The 23325-nt window shown below is 64.8% G+C and carries 22 protein-coding genes; 8 read left to right on the plus strand and 14 right to left on the minus strand.

The features are described 5' to 3' along the window. Positions 1 to 216 precede the first annotated feature (216 nt). The 5 genes from N551_RS0121170 to N551_RS0121190 are packed head-to-tail and all read right to left on the minus strand — an operon-like array spanning position 217 to position 3357. On the minus strand, positions 217 to 963 hold the full coding sequence (locus N551_RS0121170; protein WP_035961721.1) for an HAD family hydrolase: 747 nt from the start codon (positions 961 to 963) through the stop codon (positions 217 to 219). Then, positions 960 to 1859 carry an oxygen-dependent coproporphyrinogen oxidase gene (gene hemF, locus N551_RS0121175; protein WP_027568573.1) on the minus strand — a complete coding sequence of 300 codons (900 nt, stop codon included), beginning with the start codon at positions 1857 to 1859 and terminating at the stop codon, positions 960 to 962. Before hemF ends, N551_RS0121170 begins: the two co-directional genes overlap by 4 nt. Beyond that, positions 1856 to 2230, minus strand: coding sequence for a 6-carboxytetrahydropterin synthase (locus N551_RS0121180; protein WP_027568574.1), 375 nt, complete (start codon positions 2228 to 2230; stop codon positions 1856 to 1858). Before N551_RS0121180 ends, hemF begins: the two co-directional genes overlap by 4 nt. A 17-nt stretch (positions 2231 to 2247) precedes the next feature. Then, positions 2248 to 2880, minus strand: a complete 633-nt coding sequence (gene queE / locus N551_RS0121185) for a 7-carboxy-7-deazaguanine synthase (RefSeq protein WP_027568575.1) — start codon at positions 2878 to 2880, stop codon at positions 2248 to 2250. Positions 2881 to 2898: 18 nt separating this feature from the next. After that, positions 2899 to 3357 (minus strand): tRNA (cytidine(34)-2'-O)-methyltransferase, encoded by a 459-nt coding sequence (locus tag N551_RS0121190; protein ID WP_027568576.1) that lies wholly within the window; start codon positions 3355 to 3357, stop codon positions 2899 to 2901. Between the two features lie 278 nt (positions 3358 to 3635). Between N551_RS0121190 and petA the strand changes: the two genes are divergently transcribed. The 6 genes from petA to N551_RS0121220 all read left to right on the plus strand — a co-directional run bounded on the left by petA (position 3636) and on the right by N551_RS0121220 (position 11349). Continuing rightward, a complete protein-coding gene (gene petA, locus N551_RS0121195; protein ID WP_026232845.1) occupies positions 3636 to 4166 on the plus strand; it encodes a ubiquinol-cytochrome c reductase iron-sulfur subunit in 531 nt (176 codons plus the stop codon). A 62-nt stretch (positions 4167 to 4228) separates the two neighbouring features. Then, positions 4229 to 6301, plus strand: a complete 2073-nt coding sequence (gene fbcH / locus N551_RS0121200) for a cytochrome b/c1 (protein WP_027568577.1) — start codon at positions 4229 to 4231, stop codon at positions 6299 to 6301. Positions 6302 to 6446: 145 nt separating this feature from the next. Next, on the plus strand, positions 6447 to 7121 hold the full coding sequence (locus N551_RS0121205; protein WP_027568578.1) for a dienelactone hydrolase family protein: 675 nt from the start codon (positions 6447 to 6449) through the stop codon (positions 7119 to 7121). A 93-nt stretch (positions 7122 to 7214) separates the two neighbouring features. Next, positions 7215 to 8462 carry a DUF4375 domain-containing protein gene (locus N551_RS36145; RefSeq protein WP_245287837.1) on the plus strand — a complete coding sequence of 416 codons (1248 nt, stop codon included), beginning with the start codon at positions 7215 to 7217 and terminating at the stop codon, positions 8460 to 8462. 173 nt (positions 8463 to 8635) lie between these two features. Continuing rightward, entirely contained in the window at positions 8636 to 10801 is a 2166-nt protein-coding gene (locus N551_RS0121215; RefSeq protein WP_027568579.1) for an anthranilate synthase component I, read from the plus strand. Between the two features lie 8 nt (positions 10802 to 10809). Then, positions 10810 to 11349, plus strand: coding sequence for an adenine phosphoribosyltransferase (locus N551_RS0121220; RefSeq protein ID WP_007595035.1), 540 nt, complete (start codon positions 10810 to 10812; stop codon positions 11347 to 11349). 25 nt (positions 11350 to 11374) lie between these two features. On the opposite strand, the gene N551_RS0121225 is transcribed toward N551_RS0121220, so the two are convergent. The 9 genes from N551_RS0121225 to N551_RS0121265 all read right to left on the minus strand — a co-directional run bounded on the left by N551_RS0121225 (position 11375) and on the right by N551_RS0121265 (position 21470). After that, on the minus strand, positions 11375 to 11707 hold the full coding sequence (locus N551_RS0121225) for a GIY-YIG nuclease family protein (protein ID WP_027568580.1): 333 nt from the start codon (positions 11705 to 11707) through the stop codon (positions 11375 to 11377). An 87-nt stretch (positions 11708 to 11794) separates the two neighbouring features. After that, a complete protein-coding gene (locus N551_RS0121230; RefSeq protein WP_027568581.1) occupies positions 11795 to 12463 on the minus strand; it encodes a hypothetical protein in 669 nt (222 codons plus the stop codon). A gap of 60 nt (positions 12464 to 12523) precedes the next feature. Further along, positions 12524 to 13279, minus strand: coding sequence for a hypothetical protein (locus N551_RS0121235; RefSeq protein ID WP_027516412.1), 756 nt, complete (start codon positions 13277 to 13279; stop codon positions 12524 to 12526). A gap of 204 nt (positions 13280 to 13483) precedes the next feature. Beyond that, positions 13484 to 14725: a M48 family metallopeptidase gene (locus N551_RS0121240; RefSeq protein WP_027568582.1), complete on the minus strand. Its 1242-nt coding sequence runs from the start codon at positions 14723 to 14725 to the stop codon at positions 13484 to 13486. 32 nt (positions 14726 to 14757) lie between these two features. Then, positions 14758 to 15318, minus strand: a complete 561-nt coding sequence (locus N551_RS0121245; protein ID WP_027516414.1) for a LemA family protein — start codon at positions 15316 to 15318, stop codon at positions 14758 to 14760. Between the two features lie 138 nt (positions 15319 to 15456). Further along, complete coding sequence (locus N551_RS0121250) at positions 15457 to 16434, minus strand: small ribosomal subunit Rsm22 family protein (RefSeq protein WP_027568583.1); 978 nt, start codon at positions 16432 to 16434, stop codon at positions 15457 to 15459. Between the two features lie 57 nt (positions 16435 to 16491). Then, on the minus strand, positions 16492 to 19956 hold the full coding sequence (gene smc / locus N551_RS0121255) for a chromosome segregation protein SMC (protein ID WP_027568584.1): 3465 nt from the start codon (positions 19954 to 19956) through the stop codon (positions 16492 to 16494). Positions 19957 to 20173: 217 nt separating this feature from the next. Then, complete coding sequence (locus tag N551_RS0121260; RefSeq protein ID WP_018454930.1) at positions 20174 to 20848, minus strand: DsbA family protein; 675 nt, start codon at positions 20846 to 20848, stop codon at positions 20174 to 20176. A 127-nt stretch (positions 20849 to 20975) separates the two neighbouring features. After that, entirely contained in the window at positions 20976 to 21470 is a 495-nt protein-coding gene (locus tag N551_RS0121265) for a DUF721 domain-containing protein (RefSeq protein WP_027568585.1), read from the minus strand. 122 nt (positions 21471 to 21592) lie between these two features. Here N551_RS0121265 and mutY point away from each other — a divergent pair, with 122 nt between their 5' ends. Beyond that, positions 21593 to 22693, plus strand: coding sequence for an A/G-specific adenine glycosylase (gene mutY, locus N551_RS0121270; protein WP_027568586.1), 1101 nt, complete (start codon positions 21593 to 21595; stop codon positions 22691 to 22693). Between the two features lie 68 nt (positions 22694 to 22761). Then, positions 22762 to 23181, plus strand: coding sequence for a PaaI family thioesterase (locus N551_RS0121275; protein WP_027568587.1), 420 nt, complete (start codon positions 22762 to 22764; stop codon positions 23179 to 23181). The last annotated feature ends 144 nt before the right edge of the window (positions 23182 to 23325 follow it).

The raw sequence follows: 23325 nt of genomic DNA on the forward strand, positions 1-23325 counted from the left end.
CATCACGAGAGGCAATGGCGCCTGTTCGATGGGTGGCGCAAGGGCTCTTCCGTCCCGTGCGTCGCGACCATGACACCATGCGCCTGTTTTGCCCGACGGAGCAAATGATTTTGTCAGATCCGCAGTTTGCGTTTACCGCAAGTCCTTGATTCTGCTGCGGCCGTCTACTGTGCATGGGGTTGTTTTCAATGTTTTGTTTGCGCACCCTGATTGCAGTCAGCCCGGCAGCAGTTCTGTCAGCGAGCGGATGATGCGGTCGGGCTTCACCGCCGAGCCTTCGGGCAGGCCGTCGCCATGCACGTCGATCCAGATCGCGTAGATGCCGAGACGCTGCGGCGTCACGACTTCCCATTCCAGATTGTCGCCGATCATCCATGTGTCTCTTGCGGTGACGCCGAGCGCGTCCATCGCGTGCAGATAGGCGCGCTCCTCGGGCTTGCCGAAGCCGTGCTCGCCCTCGATCTGGATGTGGTGAAAGCGATGCGCCAGCTCGAAGCGCTCGACCTTGGCGCGCTGGGTGTCGGCGGCGCCGTTGGTCACCAGCGCGAGCTTGATGCCGAGCGCCTTGAGCCTATCGATGGCGTCATGCGCGCCGGGGAACACGAACATCTCCTCCTCGCGATAGGCGGTGAAACGGTCGGCGAGACGAATGGCGAGGTCGTCGGGCAGGGCGCGATGACCGGCGGCCGCGAGCGCGGCGAAGCCGCCCTTGACGGTGAGATGGCGGGCCTCGGCGAGCTTCATCCGCCAGGAGGCGTCCGCATTGGCCCAGAAGTTTTTCGCGAACGCCAGGACGGTGCTTGCGACCAGTTGCGGCGGCAGCGGCGCGAGCTCCTCCGCGAACTCCGCTGTGATCGCGTTCCAGGCGATCTCGGGCCGGCCATAGGCCGACAGGATGGTGTCGTCCATGTCGATCAGCATGGCGCGCGGCAGCGGCCTCATTGCGGGCTTCATCGTCGTCATGGCCACTTCACCTCCGGCGGCAGCGACGACAGGATCGAATCCACATTGCCGCCGGTCTTGAGACCGAAGATCGTGCCGCGGTCGTAGAGCAGGTTGAACTCGACATAGCGGCCGCGCCGGATCAATTGCTCCTCGCGATCCTCCGCGGTCCAGCTTGTCGCGAAATTGCGCCGCACGATGTCGGGATAGATCTTCAGGAAGGCGCGGCCGACATCTTGCGTGAAGGCGAGGTCGGCGTCCCAGTCGCCGCTGTCATGCCAGTCGTAGAAGATGCCGCCGATGCCGCGCGCCTCTTTGCGATGCGGCAGGTGGAAATACTCGTCGCACCACTTCTTGTACTTGTCGTAATCGGCGATGCCGTTCGGCTGCGTGCAGGCCTGTTTCATTGCGGCGTGGAAGGCGATGCTGTCGGCATCGTCCTGCATGCGCCGGCGGTCGAGCACCGGCGTGAGATCGGCGCCGCCGCCGAACCAGGCTTTGGTGGTGACGACGAAGCGCGTGTTCATGTGCACCGCCGGCACGTGCGGGTTGCGCAGATGCGCGATCAGCGAGATGCCGGAGGCCCAGAATTTCGGGTCGTCCGCCGCACCGGGAATCTGCGCGCGAAACTCGGGCGCGAATTCGCCGTGCACGGTGGAGCAGTGCACGCCGACCTTCTCGAACAGGCGGCCTGACATCATCGACATCACGCCGCCGCCGCCGGCCGCGCCGGTATGATCGGTGCGCTGCCACGGCGTGCGTTTGAAGCGGCCGGGCTCGCCCGGATAGAGGCTTTGCGGGGCATCGTCCTCCAGCCGCTCGAAGCTCGCGCAGATGTCATCGCGTAGGGCTTCGAACCAGGCGCGTGCGCGGGTCTTGCGGTCTTCGATCAAGCTCGGGTCCAATGTGGATGTCATTCTCTCAACCCTTGCGGACCGTAATAGGTGCAGCTCTCGTTGCAACTGTCACGGTGGATGCTGACGCGGGTGAGCTTGCCGATAGGGGCTAGCCGCTCCCAGACGAAGCGCGAGAGGTTTTCCAGCGTCGGCGTGCCCAGCGCTTCGATCTTGTTGAGGTACTTGTGGTCCAGCGTCATGCGCACGTCCTCGATGGCGCGCTGGACCAGGCCGAGATCGACCACCATGCCGGTTTTGGGATCGGGCGTGCCGCGCAGCGTCACCTCGGCGCGAAAGGAGTGGCCGTGGATCTCTTCGCTATCAGCGCCGAACGTCGTTCCCGACAATGAGTGCGCCGCCTCGAAGCGAAACGATTTCGTCAATTCCCACATCTGTTGGAAAACCAATCCTATCTGATACCGAGCGACTTATGCGTCTGCACGCTGAGCCGCCATTGCGGATGATTGAGGCAATAGTCGATGGCGCCCGCGGTGTTTTGGGCGACCTCGGGCCCGTCCATCGGCTGCAGCGAGAAGCGCTCGAAGGCGAGATCCGCGAAGGCCTCCGGCATGGCGAGCGGCTGCGGATAGACCAGCTTCAGCTCGTGGCCGCGCCGGATCACCAGATCGCCGCCACCCTTCGGGCTGACGCAGATCCAGTCGAGCCCCTCGGGCGGGGCCATGGTGCCGTTGGTCTCGACCCCGATCTCGAAGCCGCGTGCATGGAGCGCGTCGACCAGCGCGGCATCGACCTGAAGCAGCGGCTCGCCGCCGGTGAGCACCACGTAACGGTTGTCGGTGGAGGCCGTCCATTGCGCCGCGATGGTGCCGGCGAGTTCCGCAGCCGAAGCATAGCGCCCGCCGAGCGTGCCGTCGGTGCCGACGAAATCGGTGTCGCAGAATTTGCAGGTGGCCTCGCTGCGGTCCGCCTCGCGCCCGCTCCAGAGATTGCAGCCGGCAAAACGGCAAAATACCGACGCGCGCCCGGCATGGGCGCCTTCGCCTTGCAGTGTCAGGAAGATTTCCTTGACCGCGTAACTCAACCGTCTCTCCTCAACATCTCAAACTTGCGGGTTCCGGAGCTGGCGCAGTGCTTCGCCTGCGGCCATCGCCACGGTCATGGCGACATTGAGCGACCGCAGCCCCGGAGCGATCGGGATCACCAGCCGCGCGTCCGCCGCCTCGACCACCGCCTCGGTGACGCCGGCGCTCTCGCGCCCGAATAGCAGGATGTCCGCCGTCTGGTAACGGAAATCGCGGTAGTCGGTCGCCCCTTTGGTGGTGAACAGCAGCAGGCGGGCGCCCTGCGCCGCGCGCCATTGCTCGAATTTCGACCAGGAGTCGTGCCTGACGATGCTGACCTGATCGAGGTAGTCCATTCCCGCCCGGCGGAAATGCCGGTCGGAGACGGGGAAGCCCGCCGGTTCAATGATATGGGCGGCCACGCCCAGACAGGCGCAGAGCCTGAGAATCGTGCCGGTGTTCTGGGGGATGTCGGGTTGGAAAAGCGCTATCTGCATGGGCTGTGCCGGGTTCGGTGCGGGCCGGAAATGTCTCAATAAAACATCGCTGGCCGCGGAATTCGTGCATTGCACGCTCCCGCGCCGATAGCGGGCTTGCGCTCGCCCGGCAAGGGTGCCAATAGAACGATTCTGGACTGCTGTTTTCGCCTTGTTTTGGTGGGGGCACGTGAAGTTCTGCCGCCGCGGGGGGCCGCGGGCGCCGGCAGCCTGTTCTGGGGACCTTGGGGGCTCCTGGAGCGGTTCCGCCGGCTGCATAAGAAGAAAGGGTTGGAATCGTGACGACAGCGTCTTCGGCGGACCATCCGACACGCCGTGATTTCTTATTCGTTGCAACGGGGGCAGCTGCAGCAGTAGGGGGCGCAGCCGCGCTCTGGCCCTTCATTTCCCAAATGAATCCTGATGCGTCGACCATCGCCGCCGGTGCGCCGATCGAGGTCGATCTCAGCCCGGTCGCCGAGGGGCAGGACATCAAGGTGTTCTGGCGCGGCAAGCCGATCTATATCAGCCACCGCACCAAGAAGCAGATCGACGAGGCGCGCGCCGTCAACGTGGCGAGCCTGCCCGATCCGCAGTCCGACGAGGCCCGGGTCAAGTCCGGCCACGAGCAGTGGCTGGTCGTGATCGGCATCTGCACCCATCTCGGCTGCATCCCGATCGCCCATGAAGGCAATTACGACGGGTTCTTCTGCCCCTGCCATGGTTCGCAGTACGATTCGTCCGGCCGCATCCGCCAGGGGCCCGCGCCCGCGAACCTGCCGGTGCCGCCGTACCAGTTCGTTTCCGACACCAAAATCCAGATCGGCTGAGCCTCGGGCCCTCGTCCGAAGCTTCGCGCCGTCTCGTCGTACTATTTCCTCAGGATCGCATCATGAGCGGACCATCCGACTACCAGCCGAGCAATCCGGCCCTGCAATGGATCGAGCGACGTCTGCCGATCCTCGGCCTCATGCACTCCTCCTTCGTGGTCTATCCCACCCCGCGCAACCTGAACTATTGGTGGACCTTCGGCGCCATCCTCTCGTTCATGCTGGGGATTCAGATCCTGACCGGCGTGATCCTGGCGATGCACTACACGCCGCATGCCGACCTCGCCTTCAAATCGGTCGAGCTGCTGGTCCGTGACGTCAATTACGGCTGGCTGCTGCGCAACATGCATGCCGTCGGCGCCTCGATGTTCTTCGTCGCCGTCTATGTCCACATGCTGCGCGGCCTCTATTACGGCTCCTACAAGGAGCCGCGCGAGGTGCTATGGATCCTCGGCGTCATCATCTACCTGCTGATGATGGCGACGGGCTTCATGGGCTACGTGCTCCCCTGGGGCCAGATGAGCTTCTGGGGCGCCACCGTCATCACCAATCTGTTCTCCGCCATTCCCTATGTCGGCGAGAGCATCGTGACGCTCTTGTGGGGCGGCTATTCGGTCGGCAACCCGACGCTGAACCGCTTCTTCTCGCTGCACTATCTGCTGCCGTTCCTGATCGCGGGCGTCGTCGTGCTCCACGTCTGGGCGCTGCATGTCTCCGGCCAGAACAACCCTGATGGCGTCGAGCCCAAGACGGAGAAGGACACGGTTCCGTTCACGCCGCATGCGACCATCAAGGACATGTTTGGCGTGTCCTGCTTCATGCTGCTCTACGCCTGGTTCATCTTCTACATGCCGAATTACCTCGGTGACGCCGACAATTACATTCCGGCGAATCCGGGCGTGACGCCGCCGCACATCGTGCCGGAATGGTATTACCTGCCGTTCTACGCGATCCTGCGTTCGATCCCGAACAAGCTCGCGGGCGTGATCGGGATGTTCTCGGCGATCATCATCCTGTGCTTCCTGCCCTGGCTTGATGCTGCCAAGACCAAATCGTCGAAGTACCGTCCGCTGGCCAAGCAGTTCTTCTGGATCTTCGTCGCGGTCTGCATCCTGCTCGGCTATCTCGGCGCGCAGCCGCCGGAAGGTATCTACGTGATCGCCGGCCGGGTCCTGACGTTCTGCTACTTCGCCTACTTCCTGATCGTGCTGCCGCTGCTCTCGCGCATCGAGAAGCCGCGGCCGGTGCCGAACTCGATCTCGGATGCCGTCCTGGCTAAAACCGGGAGCAGGTCGACGCCGATGGTGTCGAGTGCGATCGTGCTTGCGCTGGCGGGCGCGTTGTTTGCGGGCTCAGCCGACAGCGCGCGTGCCTCCGAAGGCAGCGACAAGCCGCCGGGCAACAAATGGTCGTTCGCCGGTCCGTTCGGCAAGTACGACCGCGGTGCGCTCCAGCGCGGCCTGAAGGTCTACAAGGAAGTCTGCGCCAACTGCCACGGCCTGTCCTACGTCGCCTTCCGCAACCTCGCGGAAGCTGGTGGTCCCGGCTATTCGGTCGCGCAGGCGGCAGCCTTCGCCTCCGACTACAAGGTCAAGGACGGCCCGAACGACGCGGGTGACATGTTCGAGCGCGCGGGCCGGCCGGCGGATTATTTCCCCTCGCCATTCCCGAACGAGCAGGCCGCGCGTGCGGCGAACGGCGGCGCGGCGCCGCCGGATCTGTCGCTGATCACCAAGGCGCGCTCCTACGGCCGCGGCTTCCCGATGTTCATCGTCGACTTCTTCACCCAGTATCAGGAGCAGGGCCCGGACTACGTCTCGGCGCTGCTCCAGGGCTTTGAGGACAAGGCGCCCGAAGGCGTGACCATCCCGGAGGGGTCCTACTACAACAAGTATTTCCCGGGCCACGCCATCAAGATGCCGAAGCCGCTCAGCGATGGCCAGGTCACCTACGACGACGGCTCGCCGACCACGATCGCGCAATATTCCAAGGACGTCACCACGTTCCTGATGTGGACCGCCGAACCGCACATGGAAGCGCGCAAGCGCCTCGGTTTCCAGGTGTTCATCTTCCTGATCATCTTCGCCGGCCTGATGTACTTCACCAAGAAGAAGGTCTGGGCCGACTCGCACTGAGCGGCCCGAGGCGAGAATGAAGAGGCCCCCGTAAGGGGGCTTTTTTGTTGGGCACGAGAGTGTGTTGTCAGGCGCGATTGCCTATCGCCCGCGCAGCCGCCAAAATACCAGCAATCGCTTCCCCAGAAACTCGTCGGAGGACACCATGGGAACCGCCATCACCTTCAAGCGCCCGGACGGCAAGGACGCATCGGGCTATCTCGCCAATGCCGCGCGCGGCAACGCGCCGGGCGTGGTGGTCATCCAGGAATGGTGGGGGCTGTCGGACCAAATCAAGGGCCTATGCGATCGCTTCGCGCTGGCCGGTTTCGATGCGCTGGCGCCCGATCTCTACAAGGGCAAGGTGGTGCCGTATCACGACACCGACGCCGCCGGCAAAGAAATGAACTCGCTCGATTTCATGGACGCCACCACGCAGACCGTGCGCGGTGCCACGCAATATCTGTCGCGCAACGGCGCCAAGGTCGGGCTGACAGGCTTCTGCCTCGGCGGTGCCGTCACCATCATCGGCGCGGTGCATGTGCCGGAGCTCGCGGCCGGCGTCGTGTTCTACGGCATTCCGCCGGAGCAGGCCGCCAAGCCCGCCGACGTCAAGATCCCGCTCCAGGCCCATTTCGCCAACAAGGACGATTGGTGCACGCCGGAACTGGTCAACGGCTTCGAAAACGCCATGAAGGCCGCCGGCAAGTCGCTGGAGCTGTTCCGCTATGACGCCGAGCACGCCTTCGTCAACGAGCAACGCCAGGCCGTCCACGACCGCGAAGCCGCCGAGCTCGCCTGGGGCAGGGCGACGGAGTTTTTTAGGAAGCATCTGGGGTAGGCTGGTCGCCGACGGACCGCGATCAGCACTACTGCCGCGCCACGATTGAAAATCAATCACCGCAATCATAGTGCAATCGCAGGGGTTTCCACCATGCGACTGCTGGAGAGCACGATGATTGTGGATGGCCGCTTGACCAAGATTGTGGTGCCGAGCAAAGCGCTGGAAGCGGCTCGGGACCCCGAGAAGGCCGGTTATCTAACGGGCGCTGTGGTCGATTATGTCAGCCAAATTCAGCACGTCGGCGTCTACACGAGAGGTGAGCTCCCGGCCGTGGCCATACAGGCCTATCATGCCGACTACTATCTCGCTCAGGTCTGCAACGGCGGTCACAGCCAGTTCATCGGCAACACAGGGCTCGCGATGCTCCCAACGACGTCCGGCGATGCACTCGCTGGATTGGAGGCGATGGGAGCGAGCTCGCACCACCAGATCTTGCAGGAGATGATCGCCTGGGTAGAGGCACATCCCGGCGAGGCTGCGCTGCAGACCGGATTCGAAAACCGCGCCGCGGCGCTCAGCGCGCTTGATAAGCGCTTCTATGCGGTAGAACGAGAGCAACCAATGACACCACTCGCGGCCCGATGGATCGCAAGCTGGCCCGAATTGCGCGCCCTCGCGCAGGAGCAGTATTCTTCTGAAATCGAGCGGCTTGCGCAGCTTAACCCACATCGGTCCCACCGGCGGATCTGGCAAAGCGTTCGCCACATCAGCTTCCAGATGACTGACGATTTGCAGATCACGGTCGCGGCGGCCTGCGGGGCGGTAAGGCCTGACCCAGAGCTCAAGGTTATGGTGCTTCCAGGATTCGACACCGATGTGGAGGGGCAGCAATGCACGGCGTTCGGCGTAAGGACCAACAAGGGCTCGCGGCTATGCGTCTTTGATGAGGCTGGTGGACGACTTTATCAACTTGCGACGCCCCCTACGATAGTGGGCGCGCGGCTGTCGACTGTGGGGACTGACACGATCCAGAATTTCTTGAGAATTGCCGAGCAAAACTTTGCGGCCGAAGCGATCGACCTGCTGTTGCGGAAGTTAAGTCTGGGTCCCACCGCGGCGATCACGGCCTTGAGCGTGAGCGACGATCGAGCCATTTGGTGTGCGGTCACAGGAGAGACCAGCGTTTTGATCGAAACCTTGGGCGACCGCGCCAAGGTCATCGGATCTGGTGGCGAGCTCGTGCTCAGGGTCATGCGAGACGAAATCGAGCGTCATGCCGCAGACGCGGCCGTGGGGCGCAACAGCCTGCAAGACCGGCATAACCCTCGTTGCGATTTGCGCCATTTTGCGGTCGAGCCAACCCCAGCCACCCTTGACGCCGTCACCGCGCCATGGTGAGTATCCGCCCATGAGCACCGCCGTCCGCCCATCCCGTCTTTGGTGGCGCACCTCCTAAGAGGTGGCCGGTGCGATTTATTCTCCCAAAATCGTCTGAGGTCGCCCACGCAGTGCGGCGGCCTGATCGTTTGTCCTGTGTGGCGTTCCCTCGACAAGTTTCGTAAGAGGACCCCATGAACAGGACCGTCTTTGCCCTTCCGGCTCGAAGCGACTACGTGACCCGCGCAGGGCTTGCGATCACGCGCGTGGCGGAACAGTTCTCCGGCGGCGCCAACCGGCTCGACGATCTCGTCAGCCTGCTCGACCGCCGCCGCGGCGTGGTGCTGTCGTCGGGCACGACCGTGCCCGGCCGCTACGAGAGTTTTGACCTCGGCTTCTCCGACCCGCCGCTCAAGCTCGAGACCACCGGCGTCAATTTCAAGCTGGAAGCACTGAACGCGCGCGGGGAGGTGCTGATCGCCTTCTTCGCTGACGTCTTGCGCGAACCCTGCGTCGTGATCTCAGAGACGACGCCCACGCGCCTTGCTGGTCATATCATTCGCGGCGAAGCCCCGATCGACGAAGACCAGCGCACGCGGCGCGCCAGCGTGATGTCGCTGGTGCGCGATCTCGTCGCCGCGTTCTCCGCCAATGACGACGGGGTGCTCGGCCTGTTCGGCGCCTTCGCCTACGACCTCGTGTTCCAGATCGAGGATCTCGTGCAGAAGCGGGCGCGCGAGAGCGACCAGCGCGACATCGTGCTCTACGTCCCCGACCGCCTGCTCGCCTATGACCGCGCCACCGGCCGCGGCGTCGTGCTCACTTACGATTTCGCGTGGAAAGGCAAGTCCACCGCGGGCCTCCCGCATGAGACCGCCGAGAGCCCCTACCTCAAGACACCGCGCCAGGGTTTTGCCGATCACGCGCCCGGCGAATATCAGGCCACAGTCGAGACCGCGCGCGCCGCCTTTGCGCGTGGTGATCTGTTCGAGGCGGTGCCGGGGCAGCTCTTCGCCGAGCCCTGCGACCGCTCGCCTGCCGAAGTGTTCCAGCGGCTCTGCGTCATCAACCCGTCGCCGTACGGTGCGCTGATGAATCTCGGCGAGGGCGAATTTCTCGTCTCGGCTTCTCCGGAAATGTTCGTGCGCTCGGACGGACGCCGGGTCGAGACCTGCCCGATCTCGGGGACGATCGCGCGCGGTACCGATGCGATCGGCGATGCCGAGCAGATCCGCCAGCTCCTGAACTCCGAGAAGGACGAGTTCGAGCTCAACATGTGCACCGACGTCGACCGCAACGACAAGGCACGCGTCTGCGTCCCCGGCACGATCAAGGTGCTGGCGCGCCGGCAGATCGAGACCTATTCAAAACTCTTCCACACCGTCGACCATGTCGAAGGCATGCTGCGTCCCGGCTTCGATGCGCTCGATGCGTTCCTCACGCATGCCTGGGCCGTCACCGTCACCGGCGCACCAAAACTCTGGGCGATGCAGTTCGTCGAGGATCACGAGCGCTCGCCGCGCCGCTGGTATGCCGGCGCGATCGGAGCGGTGAATTTCGACGGCAGCATCAACACCGGCCTCACCATCCGCACCATCCGGATGAAGGAGGGCCTCGCGGAAGTGCGCGTCGGCGCCACCTGTTTGTTCGACTCCGATCCCGCCGCCGAGGACCGCGAATGCCAGGTCAAGGCCGCGGCCCTGTTCCAGGCGCTGCGCGGCGATCCGCCAAAGCCGCTGTCGGCCTTCGCGCCCGATGCCACCGGAAGCGGCAAGCGGGTACTGCTGATCGACCATGACGACAGCTTTGTGCATATGCTGGCCGATTATTTTCGCCAGGTCGGCGCCGATGTCACCGTAGTTCGCCATGTGCATGCGCTCGACATGCTCAAGCAGAAGCGGTGGGATTTGCTCGTGCTGTCGCCCGGGCCCGGCAGGCCTGAGGATTTCGGCATCAAGAAGACCATCGACGCGGCACTGGAGAACAAGCTGCCGGTGTTCGGCGTCTGCCTCGGCGTCCAGGCGATCGGCGAGTATTTCGGCGGCGAGCTCGGGCAGCTCACGCATCCCGCCCACGGCCGGCCCTCGCGGGTGCAGGTGCGCGGCGGGCGGCTGATGCGCAATCTGCCGAACGAGATCGTGATCGGCCGCTATCACTCGCTCTATGTCGAGCGCGACAGCATGCCGGAGGTGCTATCCGTCACCGCCAGCACCGAGGACGGCGTCGCGATGGCGCTCGAGCACAAGACCCTGCCGGTCGCCGGTGTGCAATTCCATCCGGAATCGCTGATGTCGCTCAGCGGCGAGGTGGGCTTACGAATTGTCGAGAACGCGTTCCGTTTGGATGCGCGCGCTGATTGAGAGGCACCATGACTTTTGACCACGATCTGAAGGCGAGCGTCCGCACCATCCCGGACTACCCCAAACCCGGGATCTTGTTCCGCGACATCACCACCCTGCTCGCGGATGCGCGTGCGTTCCGCCGCGCGGTCGACGAACTCGTCAATCCCTGGGCCGGCAACAAGATCGACAAGGTCGCCGGCATGGAAGCGCGCGGCTTCATCATCGGCGGCGCGGTGGCGCACCAGGTTTCGGCCGGCTTCGTGCCGATCCGGAAAAAGGGCAAGCTGCCGCACACCACCGTGCGGATCGCTTACTCTCTCGAATACGGCATCGACGAGATGGAGATGCATGTCGACGCCATCCAGCCCGGCGAGCGCGTGATCCTGGTCGACGACCTCATCGCCACCGGCGGCACCGCGGAAGGCGCGGTGAAATTGCTGCGCCAGATCGGCGCCAATGTGGTCGCCGCCTGCTTCATCATCGACCTGCCGGATCTCGGCGGCGCCGCCAAGCTCCGAGCGATGGACGTGCCGGTGCGCACGCTGATGACGTTCGAGGGGCACTGAGCGGCAACCGCGCCGCTGGTGACGTTCAGATCGGCTCGGCCTTTAGCTCCGACAGCCAATGCAGCATGCGCTCTTTGAGCAGCGCATTCCTGACATAGGCAGTCTCCTCATCCTCCAGACGCTCACATTCACCAAACGTCAGGCCTGTCTCGCCATGGGCGTTCCACGCAGCCTGGAGGCGACGACAGGTGTGGCTACCCTGGCGCAGAGAGAACCAGATGCGGTTCTGGATGGTCTCGAGGTTCGGGGCTTGACTGACCCAAGCCTCGCCCGAGGCCGTGCAGCGGACGACGTAGATGCCCGCAACGGTCTTCCGGTCCTTGTAGGCAGCGATCGCTGCTTTCCGGTCTATGGTCACGGTGAAAGGGCCTTGCTGAGGAACGCTGGTACGTAAACTCCAGTAACCGAAGGGCCGCTCGACGTCAATATTATCCGGGTAAAATATTCAGGATCGTTGCAGGATCAGGCTGAGCTCGAGCTCGCGGAAGGCGAGATAATTGCGCCGGGTCCACTGGTGCAGCTCGGTCGAAGCATCCTTCTCATGGCGCAGGTAGCCGGTGAAGGAGAAGTTCAGGCGGCCGATATAGGTCTTCAGGAAGCCGGGCAACGCCGGCAGGCGCAGCAGCCGGCCGCCGGCCATCGCTTCCGGCAGCTCGCCGCGCACGATGTGCTCGTTGTCCACCGTGATCAGATTGATCCGCGGGATCTGTTCGCGCAGCATCTCGTGGGCGCGAGCCGAGACGCGGTCGGTGTCGGCGACGAACAGGATCATCGGCGCGACGTGGCGGCGCGCCGCCTCTTTCAAAAGGCCGATCTCCTCCGTCATCTTGAAGAACTCGTCAAAGGCGTGGAAGCCGAGGTCGATCACCTTGGCAACCCCGTCATCGACGATGACGCGATCCATCAGCTGCATCTTGCCATAGGTGTCGATCACGTCGGCGGTCTCCGTGATCTTCGGCAGATAGTCGAGCAGCGACGGCTCCTTCAGGTTGACGTCGAAGGCCACGACGTTGCCGTTCTTGAGCAGCAAAAATTCGCTCAAAAGCCGCGCCAGCAGGGTCTTGCCGACCTGCGGGCGGGGCGAACAAATGATGTAGAGGGGCGTCGCGGGCATCGATAGCTATATCAGTCGAACTTGGCGACCAATCCAGCCGTATCCGCCCGGCTTGCGCAACTATTTTTCGCTGTTGCGGCTCCCGGATTTCGTCGAGCCGACGATATCGGTCAGCCGGATCCGGTCGAATTCGCTCCAGACGTTCGCAAGCCAATGCCGGACATAGCCGCGCAGCACGAACGAATAGTTCGCTGCCTCGTCGTTGATGCCCTTGTTGGCGACGAATTTCAGGAACGGGACGGAGGACACCTCGACCTGCTCATAGGCCATTTCGTTGAGCTTGGGGATGGTCAGCTCGGTCGCGTCCTTGATGCGGTTGAAATACGACTGGTAAGTCGCCTGGTCCCACTGGAAGAACTGGGTATCGTTGATGAAGTTCTTGACTAGGAAATATTTCGCGCCCCCCATGAAGCCTGCGGTCTCGGCGATTTCGTCCAGAGAGGCGATCGAGGGTCCGAGGATGTGGAACACGGCAAAGGTGATCTGGCCGGCCTTGGCGGCGTCGAGGAAACCGATGTCGCGCAAGGAGGCGAGCGCCGGCGAGAGCAGGCCGGCGCGGACGTCGATCACGGTAACCGACGGGCTCGTCGCGTTGAGCGTATCGAAGATCTTCATCTGGTCCGACGTCGTCGTCATGTCGACGATCTCGGTGATGTCAGGGTGGAAGCGCTTCAGGGTTCCGCGCGGCGACTCGGTGTCGAAGGCGCGCGTCGGCACGTTGTTGGCGGAAAAATAATCGAGCAGGGTGCGCGACACGGTGGTCTTGCCGACCCCGCCCTTGTCTGCGCCCACCACAACCACTGCCGGCTTTGCCATTGCTGTCCCCTAACGCGCCCCCCGATCGCGAAGTCGCAATCGGCCGGGCCCCAAATCGATGTCGCAAAGATGTCCCAAGTCTGCTGTTGGGCGCGAACATGGCAGAAACAAGGGAGAATTCAATTCCGCAGACCCCAGTTACGGCAATTCCCGAGGTTTTTCCCAATCGCGACGAAACCCGCCGCGCATGGCGTCAAATCGCGCTCAATGGCGGCCCCAAGGACCCAAGGGATTACTCAAGGGATTGCGCACGGGATTGCCTCTTGGGTTGCTACTGGCGGTTCCGGCTGAGCTGGGTGCGGGCACCGGCGGCGGATTGGCCGCGCCATCAGCGTCATTCCAGGGACCCTGCCGCAGCGCCGGTGGGGCGTCCGGCCGGTCGGCCTGCGTGTCCGGCTCCTCGGTCCCGTCGGCGGGAGGCGGCAGCGGGCCGGGATCATGGCCGCCGGCGAACTTGACCAGCGCATCGACCCGGGACTGCACCGAAGGGTGGGTCGCGAACAAATCGGCAAACCCCTCGCGCGGATTGTCGACGCAGAGCTCCATCACTGCCGAGGTTGCGCCCGGTAGTTCGCCGCGGTTCTCGATCTTGCGCAGTGCCGAGATCATGGCGTCCGGGTTTTTCGTCAGCTCGACGGAGCCCGCGTCCGCGAGATATTCCCGCGAGCGCGACAGCGCGAGCTTCACCACCTGCGACAACAGCCAGGCCACCACGATCAGCACGACCGCGATGATGATGACGATCACCGCGCCGCCCCCCGAACTCTTGCTGTCGCTCGACGACGAGGACGATCGTGACGACGAGGAGGAGCCCGACGACCACGAGCCGCCGGAGCCCCAGCTGAAATTCGTGAACAGGCGGAAGAACAGTTCGCCGAAGAACCCGACCACACCCGCGATGATGACGGCGACCACCATGAGCTGCACGTCGCCGTTCTTGATGTGGGTCAGCTCATGGCCCAGCACCGCCTCGATCTCCTTGTCATCAAGCGCATTGAGAAGACCGGTGGTGACGGTGACCGAATATTGCCGTGGATTGAGGCCGGTCGCGAACGCGTTAAGCGCCGGGCTCTCCATGATCTTCAGCTTCGGCATTGTGATGCCGCGCGAGATGCAGAGGTTTTCGAGCAGATTATAGAGCCGAGGCTCTTGCTGCCGGGTGACGTCGTGGCCGCCGGTCACCGCATCGATCATCGACTGGTGGAAAAAATAGGCGATCACGATCCAGGCCGCTGCCACGACGGTCGCAACCGGTGCGGCGGCTTTCAGATCATAGAAGGCGCGTCTCAGATAATGGACGACGGTCTCGTCGCCGTTGATGACGACTTCGGCGATCAGCGCGCCGGCATAGACCAGCACATAGACCAGCGCGAACAGGCCGGCGAGCAGCAGCATCGAACGAAACTTGTTCGAGGCGATGTGCGTGTAGAGACCATACGCGGCCATGACGCGATGCCCTGCCGGCCTATCGGCTCAACTCAGAACTTCACCTGCGGCGTGGCCTCGACCTCGGTGCGGCTGGCGCCGAGATCGAAGAAGTCCTTTTTGGTGAAGCCGAACATGCCGGCGAACAGAGCGGCGGGCATCTGCTGGATGCCGGTGTTGTATTCCTGGACCGCGTTGTTGAAGAAGCGGCGGCTGGCCGCGATCTTGTTCTCGAGGTCGGACAGCTCGCTGGCGAGCTGCTGGAAATTGGCATTGGCCTTGAGGTCGGGATAGGCCTCCGACAGCGCGATCAGCCGGCCGAGCGCGCCGGAGAGCTGGGTCTCGGCCGCGGACACCTGCGCCGGTCCCTGCGCCGACATCGCCGAATTGCGCGCCTTGATGACGTCGTCGAGCGTGCCGCGCTCATGCGAGGCATACCCCTTCACCGTCTCGACCAGGTTCGGGATCAGATCGTGACGCTGCTTGAGCTGCACGTCGACGTCGGCAAAGGCCTGGCCGACGCGTTGGCCCAGCGCCACCAGCCGGTTGTAGGCGGCGAAGGCAAAGAACACGAGGACGACGATAACGCCGAGGACGATCCAGCCGGTCGACATGGAGAACTCCTGAAGGGGGAAGAAGGCGGGCGCTAGGGTAGACCAAATTGGCGCGGAGCGAGAGCCCGGCGCAGAGGGAAGGTAGGATTTGGTCGGATGAGAGGCTATCCGAGTTCAAGGTGAAAGAGCCGGAGGAGGTTAACTTTCGGACAGGTCGCCATCGCCCCAGCGCCAGCGCCGAGCGCTCGCATAGGCGGCCTTGTCACGGCGCGGCGCTTTCGTGATCGCGAGGCCTTTCCCGGTGCAGAGCTTTGCCGTGATCTCGGCCTTGCCGATATCCGGCGGCGCCAGCACGCGTGCGGCGCGGGTTGCGGGCGGCGTGCGGATCAGCGCCACGTAGATGAATCGCTCGTCCTCGAACGGCACCTCGGCGCCCTTGATCTGGCGGTGAGCCTGCGAGCGCGGCAAGCGCTGGGAGAAATGGCACCAGTCCGGCGCCGCCAGCGGACACGGCTTTTCATGTGGACAGGGTGCGGCGACGTAGGCGCCCGCCGCGATCAGTTGCTGGCGCAAAGCGAGGATGCGCGCGTAGCCGGCGGGCGTGCCGGGCTCGATTACGACCAGCGCGTGGCGCGCTTTCGCCCACATCGCTTCCGCGAGCTTGCGTTGATCGCTCTCGCTGAGCTCGCCGATGACATAACTCGCGACGACGAGATCGGCTTGCGAGACCTCGGCGAGGTTCGCGCCGGCATCGCCCGGCAGATAGCGGCAATCCGCCAAACGCGTGCTGTCGCGCGCCAGTTCGAGCGCGAGACGGCTGAGCGTGGCGTTGGCGTCGAGCAGGGTGAAATCCTGCAGCGAGGAGAAAGCCTCCGCCGCGGCCCAGCTCGCGGTGCCCGGACCTGCGCCGACGTCGAGCAGTGTTTCCGGAGCGAGGTCCGGTACGATCTCGGTCAGCGCATTCAGACTGGCCGCCACCGCCGCGTAAGTCGCCGGCATGCGCGCGAGCGCATAGGCGAGCGCATCGGCCTCCGACTTGATCGTGCCGGAGCCACCGCCTGCGCGGTAGGTGGTGGAGATCTTCTGCGATCGCTGCGCAGCGTCGGTGCGGGAAAAGCCCTGCAGCTTGCCGTCGAGCGCCGCTTTCAGTTCGGCGGGGAGAGTCGGAGAGATCATGTTTGATCATCCGCTTTCGCGGATGACGACGTCAATGGGTGTGGAACGACCGGAAGCTCACGCCACGTTCTGGTCGAGAATATCCACCGCCTCTTGCAGGTTCACCGACACCAGCTGCGAGACCCCGCGTTCGGCCATGGTGACGCCGAACAGGCGGTTCATCCGCGCCATCGTGATCGGGTTGTGGGTGATGATGATGAAGCGCGTGTCGGTCGAGGCGGTCATCTCGTGCAACAGGTTGCAATAGCGCTCGACGTTGTGGTCGTCGAGCGGCGCGTCGACTTCGTCCAGCACGCAGATCGGCGAAGGATTGGTGAGGAACACCGCGAAGATCAGCGCCATCGCGGTCAACGCCTGCTCACCGCCGGAGAGCAGCGACAGCGTCTGCGGCTTCTTGCCCGGCGGCTTGGCGATGATTTCGAGACCGGCTTCAAGAGGGTCATCGCTCTCGATCAAATGCAGCGCGGCTTCGCCGCCGCCGAACAGCTCGACGAACAGGCGCTTGAAGTGGTTGTTGACGACCTCGAACGAGGTCAGGAGCCGCTCGCGCGCCTCCTTGTTGAGGCTCTGGATGCCCTGGCGCAACCGCTTGATGGCCTCGACGAGGTCGTCGCGCTCGGTGACCAGACCGTTGTGCTGGGTCTCGACCTCGCGCAGCTCTTCCTCGGCGCGCAAATTGACCGCCCCCAGGCGCTCGCGGTCGCGGCGCATTTTTTCGAGGTCTTCCTCGATGTCGTGCAGCGGCGGCAGCTCGGCGCCGGGTTCGATCTCGGCGAGGCCGGCAACGGCCTGCGGCTCGACTTCCAGCATGTCGCGGATCTCGCGCTCGATGTCCTCGAGCCGGCGCCGTGCGCCTTCCATGCGCTCCTCGGCGCGGGCGGTGGCCTCGCGCGAGCTCGACAGCGCCTCCAGCGTCAGCTTGGCGACGCGATCGGTTTCGGCCATCGCGGTTTCCGCGCTGGCGAGCGCATCGGCAGCCATGCGGCGGTCGTTTTCGGCGTATTCGATCTCGGTGATTAGCGCGCTGCGCTTCTCTGCGAACACGGCCGGCGCGTTCTCCAGGTCGCTTCGCTCGATCGAGACTTCGGCGATGCGCGCCTGGATAGTGTCGATGTGGGAGGCGGCGCTCTCCTTGCGGTTCTGCCACTCGGTGCGTTCGGCGAGGATCGCCTGCACGCGGCGGTCGGCCAGCTCGGCTTCGCGCGCCAGCGCCTGTGCCTCGGCGCGGACCTGAGCGGCCATGCGGCGATGACCTTCGATGTCGCTGCGGACGGCGGCGAGACGGGTTTCGGTGTCCTCGCTCGACGGCAGCTCGGAGATCCCGGCTTCGGCGGATTCGTAGGCGGCTTCGGCCTCGGCGCGGTCGGCGGCCAGGCGGCTGTGCGCTTCCGACAGCGTCGCCTTGCGCGCGGCGTGGCGGCTGATTTCGCGCTCGACAGTGGCATGACGCTCGCGCGCGACGTTGAGCTCGCGCTGCGCGGCGCGCCAGGCTTCGCGGCTCGCACCTTCGGTGCTGGCCGCCATCTGCAGCTCGGCCTCGGCGTTCTCCAGCGCCTGACGCTTGATCTGCGCGTCGATGCGGGCCTGCTCCAGCTCGTTCTCGATGTCGATCAGGCGGGCGCGCTCGGCAAGCCGCCGTGCTGCGCCGGTCGGCGCGTGGGCGGCTGCGACAAAACCGTCCCAGCGCCAGACGTCACCTTCGGGCGACACCAGCCGCTGGCCGGTCTTGAGCTGCGAGACCAGCTCGGCGCCGCGCTCGCGCGGCACCACGCCGATCTGCGCTAGGCGGCGGGTCAGCTCGGCCGGGGCCTGCACGTGGCTGGCGAGCGGCACGACGCCTTCGGGCAGTTCCGGATCGCCGTCGGTGACGCCGGCATTGGTCCAGCGCATCGGCGCGGACGGATCGACCGGCGCGTCGAGATCGTCGCCAAGCGCCGCGCCGATCGCCTTTTCAAATCCCTTGTCGACGGTGATGCCGTCGATGATCGGCGGCCACAGATTCTTGGTCTCGCCGTTGAGGATCTTGGAGATCGTGCGCGCCTCGGTATCGAGCCGTTGCACGCGCTTGTCGGCTTCGACGAGCGGCGAGCGCGAGGATTCCAGCGTCTGCCGCGCCGCGACGTGCGCGGCTTCGCTGGCTTGAGCCGCGGCTTCCGAGGCCGCCAGTGTCTGCTCGGCGTTCTCGACCGTCGCGGTCAGCTCGTCGAGATCGCCGAAGCCGCCGGTCGCCTCGGTGAGCTTCTGCTCTTCCGCCGCGACGTTCGAAATCTCCTGGTCCAGCCGGGCGAGCTTGTCGCGGTGGGTTCGAACGTTGGCTTCGAGTTGATTGCGCTTGGCTGTGAGATCGGCGAGCGCGGTGGTGAGCTCGGCGAACTGCTGCTCGGTCTCGGTCAGCACCGCCTCGGCTTCGGCAACACGCTCATCGACGCCGGAGCGCTTCTCGACGCGCGACTTGATCTCTTCCTTCAGCTCGGCATCTTCGGCGTCGAGGCGCTGCAGCGCGACATCGGCGTCCATGGTCTGCTGCTGGGCACGCGAGATGTCGCCTTCGAACTGTGCGAGGCGCCGCTCGAGCTCAGCGACGCGCTCCTTGGCGCGCTCTTCCTCGCGATCGAGCAGCTCGCGGGCGTTGGTGAGGCGCTGCAGCCCCGCTGCGGCGCGGGCTTCGGCATCGCGCAGCGCCGGCATTTCGGCAGCGCGAATCGCCTGGATGCGGGCGGCCTCGGCCTGGTGCTGGGTCCGCTCGGCCATCTCGCGGACCGCGAGATCGTGGGTCTGGCCAGACTCGTTGACGTCGGCATGGGCGCCGATCCAGCGCAGGTGGAACAGGGTGGCTTCCGCCTTGCGGACCTTGGCCGCGACCTCGCGATAGCGCACGGCCTGGCGGGCCTGCTTCTTGAGGCCTTCCATTTGCCCGGCGAGCTGGCCGATCACGTCCTCGACGCGGGTGAGATTGGTCTCGGCCGCCTTGAGCCGCAGCTCGGCTTCGTGGCGGCGGGCGTGCAGGCCGGCGACGCCGGCGGCGTCTTCCAGCACGCGGCGGCGCTGCTCGGGCTTGGCCTGAATGATCTCGCCGATCTTGCCCTGGTGGACCAGGGCCGGCGAGCGCGCGCCCGTGGCGGCGTCGGCGAACAGAATCTGCACGTCGCGGGCGCGCACGTCGCGGCCGTTGATGCGGTAGACCGAGCCGGCTTCGCGCTCGATGCGGCGGGAAATTTCCAGCAGCTGGCTGTCGTTCATCGCCGCCGGCGCGGTGCGATCGGAATTGTCGATCGTCATCGTCACTTCGGCGTGGTTGCGTGCCGGACGATTGCCGGAGCCGGCGAAGATCACCGCGTCCATGTCGGCGGCGCGCAGCGACTTGTAGGAGGTCTCGCCCATCGCCCAGCGCAGCGCCTCGACGAGATTCGACTTGCCGCAGCCGTTGGGGCCGACCACGCCGGTCAGGCCGGGCTCGATGACGAAGTCGGTGGCCTCAACGAAGGACTTGAAGCCGTGAAGGCGCAGGCGGGTGATTTTCATAAGCACGCATCTCTGTTGGCAGGCGCGAATCCCCCTGCCGGGACAATACCATGGAAGGCAATGTCGGTATCCGGGCGAGTCGCGCGAGGCGCCTCATGCGGTCGGACAATGGCCGCGGTGCGCCGCGAGGGCAACCGGCGAAAACCGCTTTTCCCAAGGGATTTATGCCGGGAAAGATACGGCTATCGAGATGCGAATCAGAATCTTGACGAGCGAATCAGCTCTTGAGCAGCGGATTGATCTTCTTGGCGAATTCCTCGAATGAGGTCTCGCCCTTGATCTTCTCGCCGTTGACGAAGAACGTTGGCGTCGAATCGACCTTCAGAACGTCGCTGGCATATTTCTGGTCGGCGGCGATCTTGTCGAGCAGCGCCTGGTCCTTCAGGCAGGCCTCGACCTGCTGCTGGGTCAGACCGGCCTGCTTGCCGATCCGGGTCAGGGTCTCCGTGGTGTTCTTCACCACCCAGTCGTTCTGCTGGCGGAACAGCATGTCGGTGACGGCAAAGTATTTCGGCGCATCGCCATTGGCGATGCAGCGCGACAGCATCGACCCGGCGGCGGCTTTGATGTCGAGCGGGAACTCGCGGAAGACGTAACGCACCTTGCCGGTGTCGATGTATTCCGACTTGATCTTGGGAAACACTTGCTCATTGAAGGCCGCGCAATGCGGGCAGGTCATCGAAGCATATTCGGTGATGGTGACGGCGGCGTCCTTCGGGCCCAGCGCCATGTCGGGCAGCGACACCGGCTTGGCGACGTCGCCGGCCGCCGCCTGCGCCATGGCTTCAGGGATCATGGCATCGGAGATGAATCGCAGCGGCGAGAACCCAGCGAGCGCGGCAAGCCCGGTCAGCGACAGCATCGAGGTGAAGGCGCGGCGGGTGATGATCAAGGTCGGCTCCCGGATTGGCGTGGTCTCGCCCGAAATTCCCATTCAGACGGCCTGTCGCTAGCTTGAAACGTCGCTTGAGGCAATGGCGAGCGGCAAGGAGAGGTCCAGTTTGGCCGCAGAATAAGGCTCAATTTCGCTTGATGGCGGCCCCGAGGCGCGCCAGCGCCGACTTCAATTGTTCATCTTCGATGTCGCCCAGGCGCTCAGCCACCTCGGCCACCGACTTGGCGTCCGGCGGGGCGGGCCGGGTCTGCCGGCGGGCGCGCGACAGCGGAGCCTGGCGGAAGGCCAGCTTGCCGACCGCGCTCCAGCCGAAGAAGCGGTTGACCCGCTGCAGGATCACATCGGCGGAGTGCTGGATCTCCAGCGCCATCGGCCCCTCGACCCGCAGCACCAGCGTGGCCGGCTCCTGCGGCTGACCCTCGACCGGCTGCGGCCATTGCATCTTGAGCGGCTCGGCATGGGCCGCGATCTCCGGTCCGGCAATCTGCGCCCACCGCGTCACCAGTTCGCGCGCGGCAAAACCCTGCTTGGCATAGGCCTCGGCGAAGACGTCGTTGAGCAGAAGCGACAACGGCTTGGCGCTGATAGGACCGGGTTTCATGGGGCGAAGCTTGGACATGGGACCTTATAGCACTCCGGCGCGTCGGCCACAGGCTCTTCGCCGCGAAGAAAAACGTGGATGCCCGCGACAAGCGTGGGCACGACGTGGAGAGATCGGTGCATTGCCGCTACAGTGTGAACATGAGCCCCAAATCCGCCCTCAAGGCGAAATCGGAACCAGTTCCGCCGGAGACCTCGTCGCGCCCGCTCGCGCTGCTCCAATGGTACGACCGCCACCGCCGCCGCTTGCCCTGGCGCGCTGCGCCCGGCGAGGCATCCGACCCTTACCGCGTCTGGCTGTCCGAGATCATGCTGCAGCAGACCACGGTGAAGGCGGTCGGGCCCTATTTCGAAAAATTCGTCGCGCGCTGGCCTGATGTCACCGCGCTCGGACGGACCTCGCAAGACGACGTGCTGCGGATGTGGGCCGGGCTCGGCTATTATTCTCGCGCCCGTAATCTCCATGCCTGCGCGGTCGCGGTGACGCGCGAGCACGGCGGCGCCTTTCCCGACACCGAAGTGGGCCTGCGTGCGCTGCCGGGCATCGGGCCCTATACGGCGGCAGCGATCGCGGCGATCGCGTTCGACCGCCGCACCATGCCCGTCGACGGCAATATCGAACGCGTGGTCTCGCGGCTCTTTGCAGTTGAAGAAGAGCTCCCGCAGGCCAAGCCGCTGATTCAGGAGTTGGCTGCGACGCTGCTTGCCGATTCTCGCGCCGGTGATAGCGCCCAGGCGCTGATGGATCTAGGGGCCTCGATCTGCACGCCGAAAAGGCCGGCCTGCTCGTTATGCCCGCTGAACGAGGACTGCACGGCGCGCGCGCTCGGAACGCAAGACACGTTCCCGCGCAAGGCGCCGAAGAAGAGCGGCGCGCTACGGCGCGGCGCCGCCTTCGTTGTCACGCGCGGCGACGAGCTGCTCGTCCGCAGCCGTCCCGAGAAGGGTCTGCTCGGCGGCATGACCGAGGTACCGGGATCGCATTGGCTGGCCGGGCAAGAAGATGCCAAGGCAAAACAGCAGGCACCCGAGCTGAAGGGGCTCTCGCGCTGGCAGCGCAAGATCGGCGTGGTCACCCACGTCTTCACGCATTTCCCGCTGGAACTGGTGGTCTACACGGCGAAGGTGGTAATGCGCACGCGGGCACCGGCAGGCATGCGCTGGGTGCCCATCGCCACGCTCGCCGACGAAGCATTGCCCAACGTCATGCGTAAGGTGATTGCGCATGGATTGGACCCCTAACAGCCCATCCTGCTGACAACATGCTGGCAGCAGGCCTGCGTTAGCTGTGGTCGGCAACGGAGGCTCGCATGATCAAGACCGCGCTCGACAACTTTCCCAGGCCGCCCTGTGCCGAGCTATTGGGGTGGCGCCTGCTCGATGCCCGTCCCGGGGAAGGCTGGATCAAGCTCGCCTTCGACGGCAAGCCGGAGTTCTGTAATCCGGCCGGCTTCATCCAGGGCGGCATGCTCTCGGCCATGCTCGACGACACGATGGGCCCCGCCGTGCTGGTGATGAGCGAGGGCCGGCTCTACACCACCACCATCAGCATGACCGTGAATTTCCTGGCGCCCGCAAAGCCCGGACCGATCATCGGTGAAGCCAAGGTGACGCAGCTCGGCAGGACGATTGCGTTCGTCGAGGCAAAGCTGATGGCGGAGGACGGCACGCTGCTGGCGACGGCAAGCGCGAGCGAGCGGCTGCTCGAAGCGGCGAGGGTGGTGCGCTAGCTTTCCGGTCTCGCTGCGCACTCCACTTCCCTTCTCCCCTTGCGGGAGAAGGTGGCGCGAAGCGCCGGATGAGGGGTTTGTCTCGGCGAGTTCAAATGAGAGTTAGACTCGCGGAGACAGACCCCTCACCTGAGTGAGTCCGCG

It is taken from the genome of Bradyrhizobium sp. URHA0013 (assembly GCF_000518345.1).
In the GTDB taxonomy this organism is placed as follows: domain Bacteria; phylum Pseudomonadota; class Alphaproteobacteria; order Rhizobiales; family Xanthobacteraceae; genus Bradyrhizobium.

Excerpts from the sequence above, each read along its gene's own strand:
- N551_RS0121170 (WP_035961721.1), bottom strand. The coding sequence starts at position 963 with ATGACGACGATGAAGCCCGCAATGAGGCCGCTGCCGCGCGCCATGCTG.
- hemF (WP_027568573.1), bottom strand. The coding sequence starts at position 1,859 with ATGACATCCACATTGGACCCGAGCTTGATCGAAGACCGCAAGACCCGC.
- N551_RS0121180 (WP_027568574.1), bottom strand. The coding sequence starts at position 2,230 with ATGTGGGAATTGACGAAATCGTTTCGCTTCGAGGCGGCGCACTCATTG.
- N551_RS0121190 (WP_027568576.1), bottom strand. The coding sequence starts at position 3,357 with ATGCAGATAGCGCTTTTCCAACCCGACATCCCCCAGAACACCGGCACG.
- fbcH (WP_027568577.1), top strand. The coding sequence starts at position 4,229 with ATGAGCGGACCATCCGACTACCAGCCGAGCAATCCGGCCCTGCAATGG.
- N551_RS0121205 (WP_027568578.1), top strand. The coding sequence starts at position 6,447 with ATGGGAACCGCCATCACCTTCAAGCGCCCGGACGGCAAGGACGCATCG.
- N551_RS36145 (WP_245287837.1), top strand. The coding sequence starts at position 7,215 with ATGCGACTGCTGGAGAGCACGATGATTGTGGATGGCCGCTTGACCAAG.
- N551_RS0121215 (WP_027568579.1), top strand. The coding sequence starts at position 8,636 with ATGAACAGGACCGTCTTTGCCCTTCCGGCTCGAAGCGACTACGTGACC.
- N551_RS0121220 (WP_007595035.1), top strand. The coding sequence starts at position 10,810 with ATGACTTTTGACCACGATCTGAAGGCGAGCGTCCGCACCATCCCGGAC.
- N551_RS0121230 (WP_027568581.1), bottom strand. The coding sequence starts at position 12,463 with ATGCCCGCGACGCCCCTCTACATCATTTGTTCGCCCCGCCCGCAGGTC.
- N551_RS0121235 (WP_027516412.1), bottom strand. The coding sequence starts at position 13,279 with ATGGCAAAGCCGGCAGTGGTTGTGGTGGGCGCAGACAAGGGCGGGGTC.
- N551_RS0121240 (WP_027568582.1), bottom strand. The coding sequence starts at position 14,725 with ATGGCCGCGTATGGTCTCTACACGCACATCGCCTCGAACAAGTTTCGT.
- N551_RS0121245 (WP_027516414.1), bottom strand. The coding sequence starts at position 15,318 with ATGTCGACCGGCTGGATCGTCCTCGGCGTTATCGTCGTCCTCGTGTTC.
- N551_RS0121250 (WP_027568583.1), bottom strand. The coding sequence starts at position 16,434 with ATGATCTCTCCGACTCTCCCCGCCGAACTGAAAGCGGCGCTCGACGGC.
- smc (WP_027568584.1), bottom strand. The coding sequence starts at position 19,956 with ATGAAAATCACCCGCCTGCGCCTTCACGGCTTCAAGTCCTTCGTTGAG.
- N551_RS0121265 (WP_027568585.1), bottom strand. The coding sequence starts at position 21,470 with ATGTCCAAGCTTCGCCCCATGAAACCCGGTCCTATCAGCGCCAAGCCG.
- mutY (WP_027568586.1), top strand. The coding sequence starts at position 21,593 with ATGAGCCCCAAATCCGCCCTCAAGGCGAAATCGGAACCAGTTCCGCCG.
- N551_RS0121275 (WP_027568587.1), top strand. The coding sequence starts at position 22,762 with ATGATCAAGACCGCGCTCGACAACTTTCCCAGGCCGCCCTGTGCCGAG.